Annotated in this window: 14 protein-coding genes; 13 read left to right on the top strand and 1 reads right to left on the bottom strand. The window is 56.0% G+C overall.

Features of this window, described 5'->3' with window-relative positions; all coding sequences use genetic code 11:
- The first annotated feature begins 222 nt into the window (after positions 1-222).
- From U9R81_RS10985 to U9R81_RS10940, 10 genes are all read left to right on the top strand, one after another.
- A complete protein-coding gene (locus tag U9R81_RS10985) occupies positions 223-1,332 on the top strand; it encodes a glycosyltransferase family 4 protein (RefSeq protein WP_322495496.1) in 1,110 nt (369 codons plus the stop codon).
- Positions 1,329-2,774, top strand: a complete 1,446-nt coding sequence (locus tag U9R81_RS10980; RefSeq protein ID WP_322495495.1) for a flippase — start codon at positions 1,329-1,331, stop codon at positions 2,772-2,774. The genes U9R81_RS10985 and U9R81_RS10980 overlap by 4 nt, the downstream gene beginning before the upstream one ends.
- A 12-nt stretch (positions 2,775-2,786) precedes the next feature.
- Positions 2,787-4,109: a glycosyltransferase family 4 protein gene (locus U9R81_RS10975; protein ID WP_322495494.1), complete on the top strand. Its 1,323-nt coding sequence runs from the start codon at positions 2,787-2,789 to the stop codon at positions 4,107-4,109.
- On the top strand, positions 4,109-5,095 hold the full coding sequence (locus U9R81_RS10970; protein ID WP_322495529.1) for a glycosyltransferase family 2 protein: 987 nt from the start codon (positions 4,109-4,111) through the stop codon (positions 5,093-5,095). Before U9R81_RS10975 ends, U9R81_RS10970 begins: the two co-directional genes overlap by 1 nt.
- Entirely contained in the window at positions 5,079-6,251 is a 1,173-nt protein-coding gene (locus U9R81_RS10965) for a glycosyltransferase family 1 protein (protein WP_322495493.1), read from the top strand. Before U9R81_RS10970 ends, U9R81_RS10965 begins: the two co-directional genes overlap by 17 nt.
- Positions 6,252-6,299: 48 nt before the next feature.
- Positions 6,300-7,517 (top strand): glycosyltransferase family 4 protein, encoded by a 1,218-nt coding sequence (locus U9R81_RS10960; protein ID WP_322495492.1) that lies wholly within the window; start codon positions 6,300-6,302, stop codon positions 7,515-7,517.
- Positions 7,498-8,439, top strand: coding sequence for a glycosyltransferase family 2 protein (locus tag U9R81_RS10955; RefSeq protein WP_322495491.1), 942 nt, complete (start codon positions 7,498-7,500; stop codon positions 8,437-8,439). Before U9R81_RS10960 ends, U9R81_RS10955 begins: the two co-directional genes overlap by 20 nt.
- Before the next feature lie 369 nt (positions 8,440-8,808).
- Complete coding sequence (locus U9R81_RS10950) at positions 8,809-10,221, top strand: O-antigen ligase family protein (RefSeq protein ID WP_322495490.1); 1,413 nt, start codon at positions 8,809-8,811, stop codon at positions 10,219-10,221.
- Complete coding sequence (locus U9R81_RS10945) at positions 10,218-11,867, top strand: glycosyl hydrolase (protein WP_322495489.1); 1,650 nt, start codon at positions 10,218-10,220, stop codon at positions 11,865-11,867. Before U9R81_RS10950 ends, U9R81_RS10945 begins: the two co-directional genes overlap by 4 nt.
- Positions 11,868-11,888: 21 nt before the next feature.
- Positions 11,889-13,559 carry a hypothetical protein gene (locus U9R81_RS10940; RefSeq protein ID WP_322495488.1) on the top strand — a complete coding sequence of 557 codons (1,671 nt, stop codon included), beginning with the start codon at positions 11,889-11,891 and terminating at the stop codon, positions 13,557-13,559.
- A 528-nt stretch (positions 13,560-14,087) separates the two neighbouring features.
- Here U9R81_RS10940 and U9R81_RS10935 read toward each other — a convergent pair.
- The gene (locus U9R81_RS10935; RefSeq protein ID WP_322495487.1) at positions 14,088-14,600 is read right to left on the bottom strand and encodes a class I SAM-dependent methyltransferase; all 513 of its coding nucleotides are present in this window, start codon (positions 14,598-14,600) and stop codon (positions 14,088-14,090) included.
- Positions 14,601-14,991: 391 nt separating this feature from the next.
- On the opposite strand from U9R81_RS10935, the gene U9R81_RS10930 reads away from it, so the two are divergent.
- The 3 genes from U9R81_RS10930 to U9R81_RS10920 all read left to right on the top strand — a co-directional run.
- Positions 14,992-16,752, top strand: coding sequence for a PQQ-binding-like beta-propeller repeat protein (locus tag U9R81_RS10930; RefSeq protein WP_322495486.1), 1,761 nt, complete (start codon positions 14,992-14,994; stop codon positions 16,750-16,752).
- A complete protein-coding gene (locus tag U9R81_RS10925; RefSeq protein WP_322495485.1) occupies positions 16,706-17,536 on the top strand; it encodes an alpha/beta hydrolase in 831 nt (276 codons plus the stop codon). Before U9R81_RS10930 ends, U9R81_RS10925 begins: the two co-directional genes overlap by 47 nt.
- Before the next feature lie 317 nt (positions 17,537-17,853).
- Positions 17,854-18,113, top strand: a 260-nt coding sequence (locus tag U9R81_RS10920) for a hypothetical protein (protein ID WP_322495484.1), incomplete at its 3' end; no start/stop codon positions are given.

The following is an 18,113-nucleotide window of genomic DNA, read 5'->3' as shown; positions in this document are numbered from 1 at the left end:
GAAGCGCCTTGCGCCTTGCTTGCCAACGCGCGAAGAGATTGCGTCCGTACTGATCAGGGAATACTGGCTGTGCCATCATAGGGATTGCGGCAGCTTGGCGCCGCAATCCATATCCATCTCTACAGAAGGAGGTGTGTAGGCTGAACCGATATGACAATGGTGTCATCTAACCACTGCTGTTCGTTTAGCAGGCTGTCAGCCGACAGTGATAGGGTATAAACGATGAACAATCAATTGCCACGTACATTAATCATCGCAACCAATGCGCCGGCGCCGGGACTAGCGGCAGCGGTGCGTGATGGTAAACACCAGCGGGTTGATTACCTCGAACTATCAACCCGCTTTGGCAGCCGGCATATCGATTACGGCATCGTCCGTGCCAACCCGATACTACAACGGCTAGAGGAATGGCTCCGGATAGATTTGCGGTTGGCACGGCAGGTTGCGCAACTGGTGCGGCGCGAACGACACCAAGCGGTGATTAGTCTTTCCGAGCGGGTGGGGATACCATTGGCGCTCGTACTGCCCCGCAACGTGCGCCATCTGGTTATATTCCACCACGGTATGTCGGCGCATAAATTGCGTTTGATCAAGGGATTAGGTTTGCAATGGCGCTGGGATGTGGCCGCAGCGATTAGCCAAGCCGAGGCAGACGGAATGCAACAGGCGCTGAAGATGCCGGCAGAACGCGTAGTAGCCTTGCATACCCCGGTTGACACCAATTTCTACCGGCCACAACCGGTTACGCCGCTAGCCAGCGTTGTGCAGAGCCTTGGTCTCTCGCATCGCGACTACCCAACCTTGATTCGAGCAATGCGGCGGTTGCCACACATTCCTTGCCACCTGCGGGTCGGGAGTAGCTGGGTGAGCGGAAAAGCGGGACACGAAAACGAGACCCTGCCGGCCAACATCAGTCTGCAACCATTTGTGCCTCCGGATCGGTTACGCGATTGTTATCTAGAGAGCCGGATTGTCGTGGTGCCGATCAAGGCCAGCACCCAATGGAGCGCTGGCTGCACCTCGGTGCAAGCGGCGCAGGCGATGGGGCGACCAGTGATCGCTACCCACCGGCCGGGGTTGAGCGAATATGTGATTGAATGCGAAACGGCGCTGCTGGTTGAACCGGGCAATGCCGAACAGATGGCAGCGGCGATTGCCACCCTTTGGGATAATCCAGACCGCGCGGAAGCGATGGGGCAGGCCGGGCACCGGTTCATGGAAGAGAAGTTTACGATTGATCAGTGGTTGATGCGGGTGGAAGAGTTGGTGCAGCGGATGGTGGCCGAGCCTAAATCCAAACTATCCTTGATGATGGCAGGTAGATTGTTATGAGTACACTTGCCCGCACCGTACTGCGCAATTCAGTTGCCGGTATGATCGCACAGTTGGCGATCAAAATACTCTCGTTTGGCTTTTCAATTCTGATTGTACGCCAACTGGGTGCAACAGCTTTCGGCCAATACGCCGCGGTGATCGGCTTTGGCAGCGTCTTTCTGTTCATTGCCGATCTCGGTTTAGCGCCCTATACGGTGCGTGAAGTTGCTCGGTTACGGAGCGAACCGGATCATCTCGAGCGGATTCGCAATCTCTATGCCGATGTGCTCGGCCTGCGCATCATTCTGGCGTTAATTGCCGGGATCATGGTAGTCAGCGCCGCTATCGTCACCGAGCGGCCCCTCTTGATGATCGGCGCAATTGCCCTCAATGGGCTCACGCTGCTCATCTACGCCGTGCACGGCAGCAGTGAAGCGATATTAGCCGGCTACGAACGACTCGACCTCACTGCCGGTATGCAAGTTGTGAACCAATTGATCTTCGTGACGCTCGGCGGATTAGCACTTTGGCTCGGCTTTGGCTACTACGGGTTGATTATTGCCACCATGATCGGCGTAGCCACCATGACAACGCTAGTCGTTCGTTCACTATGGCGCTTGGGCATCCGTCCGGGGCATTGGCAACGAGATCGTTGGCTTCGCTTGTTGCGCGCTGCCTTTCCATTTGGGGTGATTGGGTTGACGCTCGGTCTGTCGTACCGGTTTGATACGGTTGTTCTGAACGTAAGCTTTGGCGATACCACTACCGGCTACTACAACGCAGCATACAATCTTATTTTTGCGCTGGTTACGCTCTCGAACGTGCTCAATACGGCGTTGTACCCTTCGCTATCACGGCAGGCCAAGCTCGATCCGGGCAATCTCCCGCGCATTTACGAACGTATTCTAAGCTATCTACTGATCGTGGCATTGCCGATTACCGCTGGCGGCTTTATTCTCGCCGAACCAATCGTGAAGCTGCTGTTTGGCGAAGCTTATGCAGCCAGCGCGCCATTACTCGCCTTACTCATCTGGACATTGCCGCTGATGTTCTTGACCGAATTTCTCGGTTATGTGGTTGTGATTGCCGACCGTGAGGCATTGGTAGCGCGTTCCATCATGGTCAGCAGCGCTGTCAATGTCGCGGCGAATCTTATCTTCACACCACGGTACGGCGCGCCGGCGGCAGCGATCATCACCGTCCTAACCGAAGCAGTGTTGGCGGGGCAATATGTTTGGCTGTTACGCGACCAACTACGCCTCATGCGCTGGCAACCGATTGGGCGGGCAGCGATTGCAGTGGGATTGATGGCTGTTGCGGTCTATGGGGCCCGCGAATGGCCGGTCTTGCTCGTCATTGCCGGTGGCGGCGCGATCTATGGCGGGTTACTGATAGGGCTACGGGTGATCGGTGGGGAAGAAGCTTCCTTTGTGCGCAATTTGCTGGCAGCGCGCCGGTAGGAGGAAGGCATCATGCGCGTATTGCTCGCTGTTCATCACTTCCCTCCCAAATATAGCGCCGGAGCTGAGTTGTACACGATGCAGCTGGCGCGCGAGTTATTGCGGCGTGGTCACGAGGCCGAAGTGGTCTGCGTCGAGATGCTCACGGCCACCCAACCCTTCGGGGTGCGGGCCGAACCTGATCGCTACGAAGGGATTCCGGTATGGCGCTTGCACCTTGGCCTGCGCGACGCGCCGGCCAACTGGAGCTATGCCAACCCAGCGATCGAGGCGTGGCTGCACGAACGGATGCGCGTCTGGCAACCGGACATACTTCACCTGCACAGCGGTTATCTCATCGGCGCCGGCGCAATCACGGCAGCGCATGCGCTGGGCATTGCCACCGTCGTAACGCTCCACGACTACTGGTTCCTTTGCCCACGCATCACCCTGTTGCGCGGTGATGGTTTGCTCTGCCAGCAACCACCAGACGATCCCGCCGAGTGCGCGTGGTGTTTGCAACTCGACCGGCGCCGCTACCGCGTGCCGGAACAGATCAGTGGCGGCTTGGCGGGGAGGGTATGGGTCAGGCTGGCCGGCAATGATGGAAGGGATGAACAACAGGCCCGGCGTGAGACGTTGCGAGTAGCGTTGGCGCAAGCTGATCTCATCATTTCGCCATCGCATTTTCTAGCCGGCTTGTTCGGCGCGCAACTGCCACAAGTCCAAGTAATACGGCCAGGCGTCGCTCGCGAACGATTGCGCAATATCCCACCTATCTGCTCCGGAGCGATCCTACGGCTCGGCTATATCGGCCAGATCGCGCCGCATAAAGGCGTGCATGTGCTCATTACCGCGCTGAAGAGCCTACCCCACAGCGATGTGACCGCTGAATTGACCATCTTCGGCAATACTGAGCAACACCCAGCGTATACCCGCTATCTGCGCCGGCTGATCGGCGACAACCCGCACATCCACCTAGCGGGCAAGTTTAGCCACGACCAATTGCCAACCGTCTTAAGTAACGTTGATGCGGTGGTCGTGCCATCGATCTGGTACGAGAACAGCCCGATAAGCATTATGGAGGCGCATGCCGCCAGACGACCGGTGATTACGTCGCGATTGGGCGGCATGGCCGAACTGGTACGTGATGGCGTTGATGGATTACACTTCACGCCGAACGACAGCCGCGATTTGGCCCGCCAGTTACAGCGGTTGCGGACGGAAAAGACCTTGTTAGAGCGATTACGGGATGGCATCCAACCACCGCCATCGATTGACGACGAAATGCAGACGTTGTTGGAACATTACACCGCGCTGCTCGAGCGGCGCGGCGCAATGCGAGAACGGGTTTGATGAAGCCGCGCGTCGCCATTATTGTGCTGACCTACAACGGCATTGCCGACACCTTGGCCTGCCTTGCTTCGCTCTACCGATTGGATTATCCCTCTGAGCGATACGCGGTCGTGGTGGTCGATAATGCGTCACACGATGGCACTCCGGCGCAAGTACGCAGTGCGTTCCCGCAAACGATTGTGATCGAGAATGGGGCAAACCTTGGCTTTGCCGCCGGCAACAACGTTGGCTTACGCTACGCGCAAACGCAGGGGTACGACTACGCGCTGTTGCTCAACAACGATACCGAAGTAGCGCCAGATATGCTCGAACGGCTGGTGGCCACCGCCGAGACTGACCCGCCAATCGCCGCCGTGGGACCGATCATCTACTACTACGACGCACCCCAGCGCATCTGGTCGGCAGGTGGCAGCATCGACTGGCGGCGCGGCATTTGCCGCATGGCTGGCGAAGCGGAGGATCACGGCCAGTATCCCGCCCGTGTAGTCGATTTCATCACCGGCTGCGCGATGTTGATCCGGGTGGCGGCACTAGCAAAGGTTGGCCTGCTCGACGAACGCTTCTTTATGTACTTTGAAGAGACCGAATGGTGTGTGCGAGCCACACGTGCCGGGTACTCTTGCTATTTCACGCCAGCAGCTAAAGTCTGGCATAAGATCCCGCTCAACGCCCGCTTTGACCGTGAATATCTCGCCTATTACATGACACGCAACCGGTTGCTCTTCTTGCGAGCCACGCGGGCTAACTGGCGCACGTGGCTCAATGCGCTCATTCTGCAAGACCTGCGCACCTACCTCAGTCTGTGGCTGCGCCCCAAGTGGCGGACACGCAAAGGCCGGATCGGGATGGGGTTGGGATGGTTCGATTTCTGGCGGGGACGGTTTGGGGCGGCGCCGGCGCCATATCATCGACAACTCGAGCTGGGCAATCATCGATCAGATGCACGATCATCGTCAAAGGATACGCTCTATGCGAATCGGACTTGATGTACGGTACTTATCCCATGGCTTAGTGGGTGGCGTGCGAAACTACGTCGCGCAATTTACGGAAACGCTGGTACGGGTTGCCGTTGAGCATGATATTGTGCTTTACGCTGACACAAAAGCGCCTTTCGAGTTACATCATCTACCAAACAACGTAACCGTTCGTTTATTGCCATGGCATGGGCCGCAGTCGAGTATCTATTACGATCTTTTTTTAAAAAAGTACATGCAGCAAGACAACCTAGACATCGCGCATTTTACTGGAAATTACGGCTTCGGCCCAAAAGGAAGCTATTGTGTGATCACGCTGCAAGATGAGATTAATCTATTGCCACTGAAAGAGATCATTGCTGGGCATAAAAAAACACCGCGGGTCATCGCCATGATGACATATCTCCATCTTATGACACGGGCAGCGGTGCAACAAGCCGATCTGATCATTACAGTATCAGAATATTCGCGCCAACAAATTATGCGCTATTCTGGTATTTCGCCGCAACGGATAGCAGCCGTCCATCATGCCTGTCCGCATGACATTCAACGCATTGAAGATCCCGCACTCTTACACGATGTCCGGCAACGCTTAAACCTCAACAAACCGTTTATTTTAGCAGAGGCATTAAAAAATCCGGGAGTCTTAGTCCGAGCTTGGCGACGATTACCACAGCCCATCCGTGACCAATACGAAATCATCTTCTTTTCCCGCTCGCCAGATGTATTACCGATCGTGCATGAGGCTATCCGGGCTGGCATTGCCCGCATGTTCGTGCGGCCACAACGTTCTGATCTTAGCGCGCTCTACACGATGGCGGCAGTCTTTGTCTTTCCATCGTGGATCGAAGGTTTTGGCATCCCGCTTGTAGAAGCAATGACCTGTGGCACACCCATTATCGCCTCCAATCGAGGGTCAATTCCTGAGGTAGTCGATCAAGCGGGATACATTATCGATGCGGAAGACGATCAAGCGCTTGCCCACTATCTGGTCGAACTCTTGACGAATCCTGATGCCGCTGAAACCTTACGCCAACGAGGATTTGCGCGCGTTAAGCAATTTTCTTGGACAAAAAACGCTCAGCGCGTCATCGAACTATACCATTCATTGCTCGCAACTCGCCCAAGCCAACCCAGAGCACACGTGCCTAAAGAAGGGTCTTTCTAAAATAGCATCACATGCGGCTAGCGTTAGATCCATATCGAGGACAATCCTATGCGCATCCTCATCCTCTCAACGTGGTGGCCTGAACCAGACGACAACGGCTCGCGCTTGCGAGCGATGGCGATTCTGCGCAGCTTAGCGGCCCGACACGAACTGCACCTGCTAGCTTTCAGCCAAGGGCCGGCTCCTGCGGTGCAAGCCAACGAGATCAGCCGGCTCTGTCGCACGTGGCAAGCCTTTGAGCGACCCGATCGGCCCTTAACCTTGAGCGACCGGTTAGGCAGCATCACCAGCCCGAAGCCGACGTCGGTGCGGGTGCGCTGGAGCAACGCCTTTGCTGAAGCAGTGGTGGCGGCGGCAATCCGCTGGAAACCCGATGTGGTGCTCGCTTTAGAGATCGATGTCGCCGCGTATGCCTGCCTCGTGCGCAATACGCCACTGGTATTGGAGGAATTGGAGCTCGCTTCCATCCTCGAAGATTATCGCCACCAATCGGGCTTGCGCCGGTTGCGAAGCTTGCTGACGGCTGCTCAGCATCGCCGCTACGTATCAACGATCTTACCGGCGTTTGCGGCTATTACCACCGTTTCCGAACGGGAAGCGGAACTTGCTCGCCAGATCGCCGGTTCACCCCCTCCGGTGATTACGGTCATTCCCAACGGGGTTGACAGTGCCGCTTGCGCCGCTTACGGCTACCGGCCCGAACCCGATACGCTGATCTATCCCGGTGCGCTCTCGTATAGCGCCAACTTCGACGCAGTCGATTACTTCCTGCGCACTATCTGGCCCTTGATCCGCGCCCGCCATCCCCAAGCTCGTTTCCGCATCACCGGACGAGTCACCGATGAGCAGCGCGCCGCGCTGCCGGACGTGCCGGGAGTTGAGTATACCGGCTACGTAGACGATATCCGTGACGTGATTGCGCGCCATGCGGTGGAAGTGACGCCGATTCGAGAGGGTGGCGGTACGCGGCTGAAGATTCTCGAAGCGCTCGCGTTAGGGGTGCCAGTGGTCAGCACCAGCAAAGGGGCGGAAGGGCTAGAACTGATTGACGGCAAACACTTGCTGGTGGCCGATACACCGATGGATTTCGCCCGCGCTACCAGCCATCTGCTCAACGACCCGCCGCTCGCCCGCCGGCTCGGCGAAACTGGACGGCAGGCGGTAGCCGCGCGCTACGACTGGCGCGTGATTGTGCCGCGCTTAAACGACGTACTGGAAGAAGTCGCCCAACCAAGGAAGCTCCGCTATGACATGGCCCGTGCCTGATATCAGCATCATTATTGTCAACTGGAACACCCGCCAACTTCTGCTCGACTGTCTAGCGGCGCTACCGGCGGCTGCCGCCGGCATCGAAACCGAGGTCTGGGTGGTTGACAACGGCTCGCGTGATGGCAGCGTCGCAGCGGTGGTCGCGGCCTTCCCCGACGTTTTCATCATTGCCAACCCCAACAACCGCGGTTTTGCCACTGCCAACAATCAGGCTATCCGGGCTTGCAGCGGGAGGTACGTCTTCCTGCTTAACAGCGACACCATTGCCCAACCTGAATCGATCACCCGGCTGGTGCGCTTCCTTGACGCTCACCCCGAAATTGGCGTCGTGGGGCCGCAATTGCTCAACGCGGATGGCTCCTTGCAGCCATCGTGGGCAACGTTCCCAAACCTGCTGACCGAACTGACCGGCAAAAAGATCCGGTGGCGGCGGCAGTATCCAACCAAAGACGGCTCAACGGCATACGCAACCGACTGGCTCGACGGCGCGGCGATACTCTTGCGGCGCGAGGTTGTGAAACAGGTCGGCTTGCTGGACGAAGCCTATTTTATGTATACAGAGGAAGTAGACTGGTGCTACCGGATCAAGCAGGCCGGCTGGCAGATCTGCTATCTTCCTTCATCCTCGATCATCCATTTCGGCGGCCAGAGCAGCAAACAAGCGGTCACGCGCATGAAGGCCGAACTGTACTTCAGCAAACTGCGCTTCTTCGCCAAGCACTACGGCCAAATCGCGGCCTTGCTGTTAGGGATCGGATTGCAAATCATCTTTTTCGGCAAGGTCACGATCGGCAGCATCTTGGTAGCCGCTGGCGGCGGCCACCATCCCACCGGTGAGCAATTTGTGCGCGATGGCGGCCTGCTGTGGGCAGCAATTGGGCGGCGGGTGCAGCAACCGGTAGCGCCGGAGCGGTTTTAAGGGCAGTGTTTCATAGCCCCCACCCCAGCCCTCCACCGCTGGGGGAGGGAGTAAAACCTCTCCTGCTGGGTTCAAGGGCGGACAAAGCATCTGATCCGAAACCCGGCCCTGAAGGGCCGGGCTGGGATTACGAAGCCCGCTGCGCGGGCTGCTTGCTGGCACTCACCCCCAGCCCCTCTCCCGCCGTTAGGCGGGAGAGGGGAGCGGAGAGCCGGGATTTGAGGCATCGCACAGCGATCAATGGGCACAACCGAACACTTGTTCTGTCTGCCCTCAACTGGCGCGGGAGATGGGAGTGGAGAGGCGAGCGTTGAGGCATCGCACAGCGATCACACACCAGAACGATAGTAAACTCAGGCAGTAACGGCTATGCTTTCTTTTCTGCGCCACATTGAAACCCCGCACTGGCTGGAACGCCTGCCGCGCCCGCTGATCATCGGCGGCGTGGTGGGCGGGTTGGCGCTGTACAGCCTTGCCATCGGCGCAATGTTCGGCACCAACCGGCAACTGATCGGGTTAGCGTTGCTGGCACTGCCACTTGGCCTGATCGGACTCACCTTACTCTTCTATCGGTTTGAGTGGTTTGTGTTGATCTTACCGCTCACCGGCCTCGCCATGCGGCCAATCTCTGTACCGGCAGGCAACGGCAGCGAGCTGCCGATCAGCATGCTGCTGACGCTAGCCCTCAGCGGGATCTGGATCTTAGCGATGATCAAACGGCGGACGTGGCAACTTGTGCCGTCGCCGCTCAACAAACCGCTGCTGGCGTTCATGTTGATCTGCATCTTCTCAGTACCATGGGGTATCTTGTGGGCCGACCCTATTCTTAACTGGCGGGTTATGGGCAACTTTCGCTTTGCCCAGATGGCATCGTTGTTATCATTCCTCGGCCTACTGAGCATACCCTTCTTAGTTGGGCGGTTTATCCAGCATGAATGGCAGATCAAAGCCTATTTAGGCATGTTTATTATCTGTGGCGGCTTAATGACCATCGCTCAGATTTTCAACATCAATCACTTCTTCCTCACCGATGCTGGCTTGTGGGGCTTATGGTTTTGCCTCTCACTTGCCGGTATCATCTACTTGCAATCCAACGTCCACTGGGGTTGGCGACTAGCCGGCAGCGCATTCTTAGTCTGGCATCTCTGGCTAGCAGCAGTGCGCAATTCGCTCTGGGTTTCAGGTTGGTTGCCGACCATCGTGGGCTTGTTGGCGATGGCCTTTTTCACCTCGCGCCGCGTCTTTTTCGTCTTAGTAGCAATTATGGCTTTGAACTTAGCAGTTGGGCCGGGTAGAGTCCATATCGATCAGGTGATCAATCAAAATCTTGAGGAGGGAGGGCTAGGCCGGCTCGACATCTGGGAACGAAACCTTTTGATCGTAAAGCAGCATTGGCTGTTCGGCACCGGTGTAGCTGGCTATGCACCCTACAATATGACCTATTACCGAGAAGATGCTCGCTCGACTCACAACAATTATTTCGACATTTTGGCGCAATTTGGTGTGGTCGGCTTCAGCATCTGGATCTGGTTCGCCATCGCCAGCCTCTGGTACGGTTGGCGCGCGATTCAACTCGCGCCACCGGGTATCTTGCGCACGACCGCAATTGTGGCAACCTCCGGCTGGATTGCCGCCCAATTCTCAATGACGCTGGGAGATTGGATATTGCCCTTTCTGTACAATCAGACAGTCGCTGGCTACAAATACACGATGTATAGCTGGGTATTTGTGGGGTTGCTGATCAGCGTTCACCAATTGGCGCAGAGGGATGAGACACTATGAAGGCACGGCTGGTTCTCCTCGCTGCAATGTGCTCAATCCTGTTCTTAGCCGGCGCTCACACCTCTGCTTACGGGCAAGGATTATGGTCAACACCGATTGAAATTTCGCCGTTGCAATACGGCCAAGTGCCGCTCGAACAGCTCGAACGCCGCTATGGATGGTCGTGGCTGCCTGATATGACCCTCGGCCCCGATGGCAGCGTTCATGCTGTCTGGTACGGTGGCTTGATCGTTGACCAACGTGAAGGCGGCACGATTGACTTGCTAATGTACTGGCGCCGCAATGCTGACGGTACGTGGGAACCGGCCCGTGAACTGATTGCGCCGGGAACCGGCGGTTATACGGTACGAACCGCGATCGCCCTCGGACGTGATGGCAATCTCCACCTGCTCTACCGGGCCGGCACCGGCATTATCTACACCCAAGCCTACTGGAACGATGCTCGCAAACCGCAAGCGTGGGCTGAGGGGCGAGTAATCAACGATACAGGTTACTACCTCGCACTTGCGGCTGATCAAACTGGCGGATTGCACGCCTTCTGGAGCGATATTGTGACCGAAAACACCAACCCGCGCTGCTATGGGTGCGGTGAACTCTTTTACCGTCGCTCAACCGATAATGGCGCCACATGGTCGCCGGTGGTAAATCTCTCGCAGAGTGACGATGGCGAAAACCGGCCACAGGTGCGCGTCGATACCTTTAACCGGATTCATATTGTCTGGGATGAGGGGGCGGACTGGTACGCCGGACAGGGCCAACCGCACTACGGCGTCTACCGGCGATCAGACGACGGCGGCGTCACGTGGACTGATCCGGTCAAATTCAGGTTGCCTCCCGCCGCGGTGCAGGCTATCCGCCAACAGCTAGGCAACGAACTGCGAACCAATGGCGACTCGAATGGGCCGCCCCTTGAAGCAGTGCAACAAACAGCGATTGCCGTCGATTCAGCCGGGAATCCATCAGTAGTCTATCGCGGCGTACGCAACGATCGGGTGTACTTCCAACGTTCGCTGGACGGCGGCAACACATGGCTGCCGGCAACCGAGATTCCCTACGTGCGCGCTCGTAACATCAATGACAACAACCTTGACTATTACAGTATAGCAACTGATAGCGCCGATAATGTCCATTTGCTGATGGTTGGATTTACGGGAGTAGCCAACATCGATACCCCACCGGCGTTGATTCACATGACGTTTGATGGCGTACGCTGGCTGCCACCACAGATTATCATGCAAAACGAACGGTATCCAGAATTACCACGGCTGGCAGTCTACAATGGCAATCAACTCCATGCCGTCTGGTTTACCCGGTCGCATTTGTTTGACGCAGATCGTCCGGGAGATCAACCTTTTTATCAGATGTGGTACAGTACTACCCAACTCAATCTGCCAGCCCGGCCCGGCTTACCGCTCTTTACCCCCACCCCACAACCCGCAACGCCAACCACGGCAGCCGGCGTTGCGGTTGCGCCCATCGCCACACCGATAGCATTGCCGGACGAAGCACGCAATGCGCCGGCTTTGCAAGAACCGATGCACTGGGAGTTGAAAGGATTACAGGCCATCGGGATGGCATTGGCATTGACCATGACCGGCATCGGCATCATTGGCGGTCTGATTATGATTGTGCGATCACGCCAGTAAGAAGCGCGCAGGAGAACCAGCATGGCTATTACCCAACCAAATCCGTTAACTGCCACGGGCCAGCAAACCCAACAGCGATGGCGGATCGATACCGCTGAATGGCGCTTCTACGGGATCGTTATCTTAGGTCTGATGATCGTGATCTGGGCGCCGATAGTGTTTGCCTTTGTGACGGCGCCGCCCGATCGCCAATTTATGGGGGTGGTGGACGGCATCGCCGACCATAATCAATATTTCGCGTGGATGCGCAGCTTTACGCAGGCCAATCTCGCTGCGAACCGGCTGACACCGGAAGCAAACGAACCGGCGTTTTTCAACTTGCTGTGGTTAGTGACGGCTCGGTTTAGCGTCATCACCGGTGTATCGTACATCACCGCCTACACCATCTTGCGTCTGATAGCGATCCTTTCACTCTTGGGCAGCTTGATCATCTTTTTGCAACTCATGGTGGATCAACCGCGCCAACGCCAGATCGCCTTCTGGCTGATCTGCACCAGCAGCGGCCTCGGCGTGATCTGGGTTATTGTCAAATATATCGCGAACTTGCCAGACGCGCCATTCCCCATCAGCATCTACACTGTTGAGCCAAACACGCTGATGATCATGCAAGCCTTCCCGCACTTCACGATGGCACTAGCCTTGATCATCACGATTTTCAGCCTGATGTGGTTGGGGTGGCGCAAGCAACAATTACGTTACGCCGTCGCCGCTGGGATCGTGGGGGCGCTGTTGGCGTTGCAACATGCCTATGATCTGCTCATTGTCTACAGCGCCTTGGGCCTTTTTGGCCTGCTGATCTGGTGGCGCGACCGGCGTTTCCCCGGCCTGCTCTTCCGGCAAGGGGTGATACTAGCGATCTTTTCGGCGCCGGGGGCGCTCTATTTGGCCTACATGGTCGCCAACGAACCGACGTGGGGGCGCAAGCTGGAGCAGTTTGACAATGCTGGTGTGTTTACCCCCAACCCTGCATTGCTGGTGATATTACTCGGCGTGCCGCTCTTGCTCGCCCTTGCCGCTCTCCGCTGGCGAATGTTCCGCAGCGCCGATGATCGCGATATCTTAATTGCAGCGTGGTTTGTGGTTCACTTTCTCTTGATGTACCTGCCGCTCAAATTCCAAATTCACATGCTGCTCGGTTTGCAAGTGCCGATGGTGTTGCTCGCCACCCGGTTCATCGACGAACAGCTCATCCCGGCATTACGCCGGCGGGGCCGGTATGCGCTGGCGCTTGGGATCGCCGCCGTCTTTGGCTTAAGCATCGTCACCAGCGTGTACATCCAAGGCTGGCGCTTCGTCTACCTCTCTCGCTACGAACAACCGCACTACCTGACCCACGACGAAATCGCCGCCCTGCAATGGCTGCAACAACATACGACGAGCGCTGATGTGGTGCTGGCAGACATCGAATTTGGCCAGTTTGTGCCGGTATGGAGCGATGCGCGGGCATATATTGCCCACTGGGCAGGAACGCTCGACTTCTTCACCAAACGAGAGAACGCGCGGATTGTGCTGGATCCAACGACGCCAGCCAGCCAACGCCGGCGCCTGTTGGATGAGTTTAGCGTCTCGTATGTGGTGATGCGCGATCGCGACGGGGCGCGCGCCGAGCTCAGCCAGCAAGGAGCCGCTGAATTAGAGATCGTGTATGAAAATGCAACGGTCTCGGTGTATCGGGTACAACCGAAACAGTAATTTTGTGCTAGCCCCTGCACACAAAGCTGCTACGACACTAGGCAGAGTTTGTTACAACCGTTGCGATGCTTGGGTCATCTTCGCTTGACGATGAACAAAAGCCACCCAGCAGAGCAAGGAGATTTTCTGATAGTACTTGGGAAGCTACCAGAAATCAACTTTTTCGATTAATTAGGAGCGCGTTATGAAACACTATATCACATTTTCGTGAATGGCATGGATCCAAACGAATACATGCGATGTCAATACTGAGCTGATACATCACAATACGATTCTCAGAGGCATAGAAGTGAAGCCGATAAAAGCAATACCGGTCACCATATCATAGCACCACCTTACGGTAGACAACCACAAAGTTGCTAAAATCAGGCACCGGTTGCTTAGAAATGGTGATATCAGCTACGTGAGGCTGCGGGTAGGATAAACCCAAGAGTTTACGAATGAAATAGTTCACAACTGAACTAATAGTCTCAGCATACGTCTTAACCTCGGCGTGATAGGCCGGCACGAAACCTTGATAAAAAACTTCTATTGATCCAAAAAAGACGAGAGTAATTCAATCAGTTCCGTTTCGACATACTCTCGCACATGATACGGATTCGTAATGTCATGATGGAGTGAGTACAATCGGTTTGGGGTAGAGATGATACAAACGCCATCTGGTCGCAGCACCCGCCGCAATTCAGACAAAAACGTTCTGTCTTCCTGAATATGTTCGATCGTTTCTAGACTCACAATGGCAGCAAAGGAAGCATCCTGAAATGGCAGGTGCGTCCCACTTGCAGCCAAGAACGTGATGCGCGGATTGGAATATCCACGGCGTGCAGCCGTCAGTGATGGCCGATCGACATCAACGCCAACCACCATCGCACGACAATACGAATGTAACAATTCACTGCCATGCCCCGTGCCGCTCGCAATATCAAGAATTGGCCCATCGTTAATATAATTGCGGGCAAATTCGTAACGTGCAACATGCTCCCGATAGTACAAGCTGTCAGGATTGACATGCATCCGCTCTGTTATCCCTTTGGAACTCATGTTGTTCTTCCTTTCGCGTAAACGATCTGCATAATCAAATAAGGAATTAAACACATCCTATCGATTTTAAAGAATTATAGCATAATTAACTTCAACAAAATAGTTATTTCTTCAATTGATAAGACAATTTACAAGAACAAATAAACGATAAAAATTTTAATACGATCGAGTAATAGCATGACACAGTTTTATGATCAATGAATAAAATCAAAATGTCAAGTGTCAAATTAGTAAATTTTTCTAAAAATCAGATAAGCATAAAATAACCTTCAGATCAAATAGGTACTAGAGTACTACCCACCTAGCTTCGACATCTAGCTACAATGAAAGCACCTTCCAGCTCCATCTTTGCCAACACTCTTGATAAAAACGACTGTAAAGGAGAATGCCAATGTTAGCACTCCTACGTCTCATCACTAGTCTATGCCTCATCAGCATACTTGCCACTTGCGCATACACGCCAAGCATTGCGGTCATCTCTCCAACAAACCATGAAACGTTACCAACTCCTACGACTACTGGCAGCACTCTTGCGCAAACCATACGGCGCGTCTTTCTCCCCCTTATCATCGGCCCGCCGCCATCGTCACCGGTAGGCTGGTATCAGCTCGCCGGCAATCCCCAACGAACCAGCTACACCCCGGTCGTTGTCCAAGGCCCTTACCAGTTTCGCTGGATCTGGAACGGGCCGGCTGGCAGTGGCGATGCCGGCCCGGCAAACGACCATCTGGCCTTGCCAAAAGGGGTACAGCCGGTGATCGGCAACGGTCTCGTCTTTGTTGGTCATAGCGATGGGATTGTGCGCGCGCTGCGCGCGAGCAACGGCACGCTAGCGTGGAGCCGTTCGGTCGGCGGGCAGGTGCTCGGTACGGTCGCTTATCATCCCGGCCTACGGCGCGTGTTTGTCGGCTCGACCAACGGGCGTATCTATAGCCTGAATGCCAATGACGGCACGATCATTGGTTCGTATGACGTTGGCGGCCCCATCGAAATGTCACCGTTGTTGGTAGATGATACCGTGTATGTCGGATCGATCACGAACAACAACCAAGATTGCAACAACTATCGCGCAACGAGCGGCCGGTTAGTCGCACTCAATGCAGCCGATCTGACACTGCGCTGGCAATACGACCCCGGCGCCGGCATCCTTGCCTCACCGGCGCACACTGCCGCCAATGGCGGCATGGTGATCATCGCAGCCGAAGATAAAACGGTGCGCGCGCTGCGCGCGAGCAACGGTTCGCTCGTCTGGAGCCAGACGGTTAACGCAGGACGTGATCCAAGGCGTAAGTGCGTTGCTTTCCCTGATACTTATCCGGCCATATCAGAGGTGAATGGCGTTGTGATTATCCGTTCCTACTTTATGTGGGAGCTGACATGGGAGCCGCCAATCAGTCAAACCGATACGCTGGCCGAAATTCGCCAGTTCCTCACCCAAAGCCCTACCTACCAGTCGTTCTTCGTACTCGATCTTGCCAACGGCCAACCACGTTACGTTGCGCCGGTCTTGGGGGGTGGCATTGGCAATGGCGGTGACTACTATTCAACCCCGCCGCAAGCGGTCATCCGGCGCTTAAGCGACGGGAGTGAGGTTGCGTATGTCACGTGGCGCAACAGCCAAGCTTGTCTCTCGCCAAGCAATTGTGATAATCGGGAAGAAGGCGCAGTTGGTGAAATGAACATAAGTAATGGCGATATTCGCTTCATCGACGTCGATAAAAACGGCTGGCAGTGGCGTATGCCAGTCGATGAACTTGGCGCGATGACCATGGCCAGCGATGCGCTTTTCTACTCGCACTGGATGGGAATGGCTGCGGTAAAAATCACCGATCGGTCGCCTAGCCGCGGCAGCAGTGTAAGCAATCCGATTCTCACTAGTAAATTGGTCGCTGTCTCCAATACCATCCGTCCGGGAACGTGCGATCAACGTGCTAGCGTCCAACACTATTGCCCAACCAGCCACTTCGCTAATGACGACGGTTATCAACTTGGGCCGGGATTCTATATCTATTATGCCAGTCAAAATGTTTACGATCGCTTTTTCACTCCGCCCGTCTTCGGCCCGGCAATCGATGAGAATGGCATTGTCTATTGGAAGAGCGTTGATGGCGCGATTATCGCGTTGGCCCCACAGAGCGCAACGGTTCCGTAGCATCGCGTGGTGGCTGAGCACACTGCTGATCGTTACCGGCTGCGCCCCCGCCGGCCTCCCGGAGGCGCGGCCTACCCCTAACCTCGACCCGATCAGCGCCGAGCGGCGCGCAGTGTTGTTTACCGCCGATGATGGCGTAACCCTTGCCGGCGAGTTGACGCTGCCGCGCCAACCTGCTCTGCCACCCTTGACAGTGATCATCCACCATTCCGGGCCGGTTGATCGTGACGCTTACGGCTATCTGGCCGAGCTGCTGGTCGCGCGCGGCTATGCCGTCTTTCGGTTCGATAAACGCGGCACGGGTCAGAGCGGCGGCTCGTATGGCTGTTGTGAAGCGGCAGATGCGCTGGCTGCCTATCGCGCGGCTGTGACCCAACCCGGCATCGACCAGCGGCGGGTGTTTATTGTGGCGCAGAGTATTGGCACACGCTATGTCGCAGCCTCATTTGCCGAGTATGTCGCCGCAACTCCGCCATGCGGGGTGGCGCTGCTCTCAAATTTGCTCGGCCCGGATGAGATCGGTGCAATTGCCGCTCCGGTCCACGTCATTGTCGCCGATAGCGAGCCTGATTTGCAACGGATTGGCCTCGATGCCGTCGCCGCGCACAATGTGCGCTGGCCTTACAGCGCGAGCCTCTACATCGCCGAGGATGCCGAGCATACCCTGTTTGATATTCGTGATGGCCCGATCGACTGGAGCAACTCGAATTGGGTGCAGCGCTATCATCGGGGAGCAATGGCGAGTTTGGTGGAATGGCTGGATCAGACACCGTGCCGGGTCTAGCGATGCGCCTCCAGCAAGACAATGGTTTCACACCCAAGGAGGACACCTATCTGCTGGGACCGGGATTTTATTTGTACTATCACAACCGAAACGTCTACGATCAATTCTGGCACCCCCCAGTGCGCGGTCCCATCTTCCATGATGGCGTGTTGTATTGGCGTAGTGTTGACGGCGCCACCGAAACCTTAGAGCCGAACAACCATGACCAAGCGATTAATAATGACATAATCTTCACCATAGTTCACAAAAGATTCAAAAGCTGTTAAACTCCCACCCTTACACTACATGCGTCACTCACGCAAGGGGAGGGGGTCATCGTGCAGTTAAGTCAAATATCTCCGCAACTTGGCCGGATCGCCGGTTCGCTGGTAAGCACGATCGCGCTGCTTTGGCTGATCGGCAGTTTGGTTCCGCCTGCCTCAGTTTCAGCTACGATTCCCAACCGGCAGCCGTGGGTGCATCAACCGGGAACGTGCCCCCCTGCACTGGAGGGGGCCGTGTTCGGCCTTGCCGGCGATGGCTGCGGCGGCAGCGGCACCGGCTTTGACACTACCCAAGTCTACGGTCACGCGCTCAT

This window comes from Chloroflexus sp. (assembly GCF_034435895.1).
Classification (GTDB): Bacteria; Chloroflexota; Chloroflexia; order Chloroflexales; family Chloroflexaceae; genus Chloroflexus.
This window is presented reverse-complemented; position numbering and strand designations above follow the sequence as displayed.

Coding starts and splice junctions, on each gene's coding strand:
- U9R81_RS10980 (WP_322495495.1), top strand. CDS start 1,329: ATGAGTACACTTGCCCGCACCGTACTGCGCAATTCAGTTGCCGGTATG.
- U9R81_RS10960 (WP_322495492.1), top strand. CDS start 6,300: ATGCGCATCCTCATCCTCTCAACGTGGTGGCCTGAACCAGACGACAAC.
- U9R81_RS10925 (WP_322495485.1), top strand. CDS start 16,706: ATGGCGCGATTATCGCGTTGGCCCCACAGAGCGCAACGGTTCCGTAGC.
- U9R81_RS10970 (WP_322495529.1), top strand. CDS start 4,109: ATGAAGCCGCGCGTCGCCATTATTGTGCTGACCTACAACGGCATTGCC.
- U9R81_RS10975 (WP_322495494.1), top strand. CDS start 2,787: ATGCGCGTATTGCTCGCTGTTCATCACTTCCCTCCCAAATATAGCGCC.
- U9R81_RS10930 (WP_322495486.1), top strand. CDS start 14,992: ATGTTAGCACTCCTACGTCTCATCACTAGTCTATGCCTCATCAGCATA.
- U9R81_RS10965 (WP_322495493.1), top strand. CDS start 5,079: ATGCGAATCGGACTTGATGTACGGTACTTATCCCATGGCTTAGTGGGT.
- U9R81_RS10945 (WP_322495489.1), top strand. CDS start 10,218: ATGAAGGCACGGCTGGTTCTCCTCGCTGCAATGTGCTCAATCCTGTTC.
- U9R81_RS10985 (WP_322495496.1), top strand. CDS start 223: ATGAACAATCAATTGCCACGTACATTAATCATCGCAACCAATGCGCCG.
- U9R81_RS10935 (WP_322495487.1), bottom strand. CDS start 14,600: ATGAGTTCCAAAGGGATAACAGAGCGGATGCATGTCAATCCTGACAGC.
- U9R81_RS10955 (WP_322495491.1), top strand. CDS start 7,498: ATGACATGGCCCGTGCCTGATATCAGCATCATTATTGTCAACTGGAAC.
- U9R81_RS10940 (WP_322495488.1), top strand. CDS start 11,889: ATGGCTATTACCCAACCAAATCCGTTAACTGCCACGGGCCAGCAAACC.
- U9R81_RS10950 (WP_322495490.1), top strand. CDS start 8,809: ATGCTTTCTTTTCTGCGCCACATTGAAACCCCGCACTGGCTGGAACGC.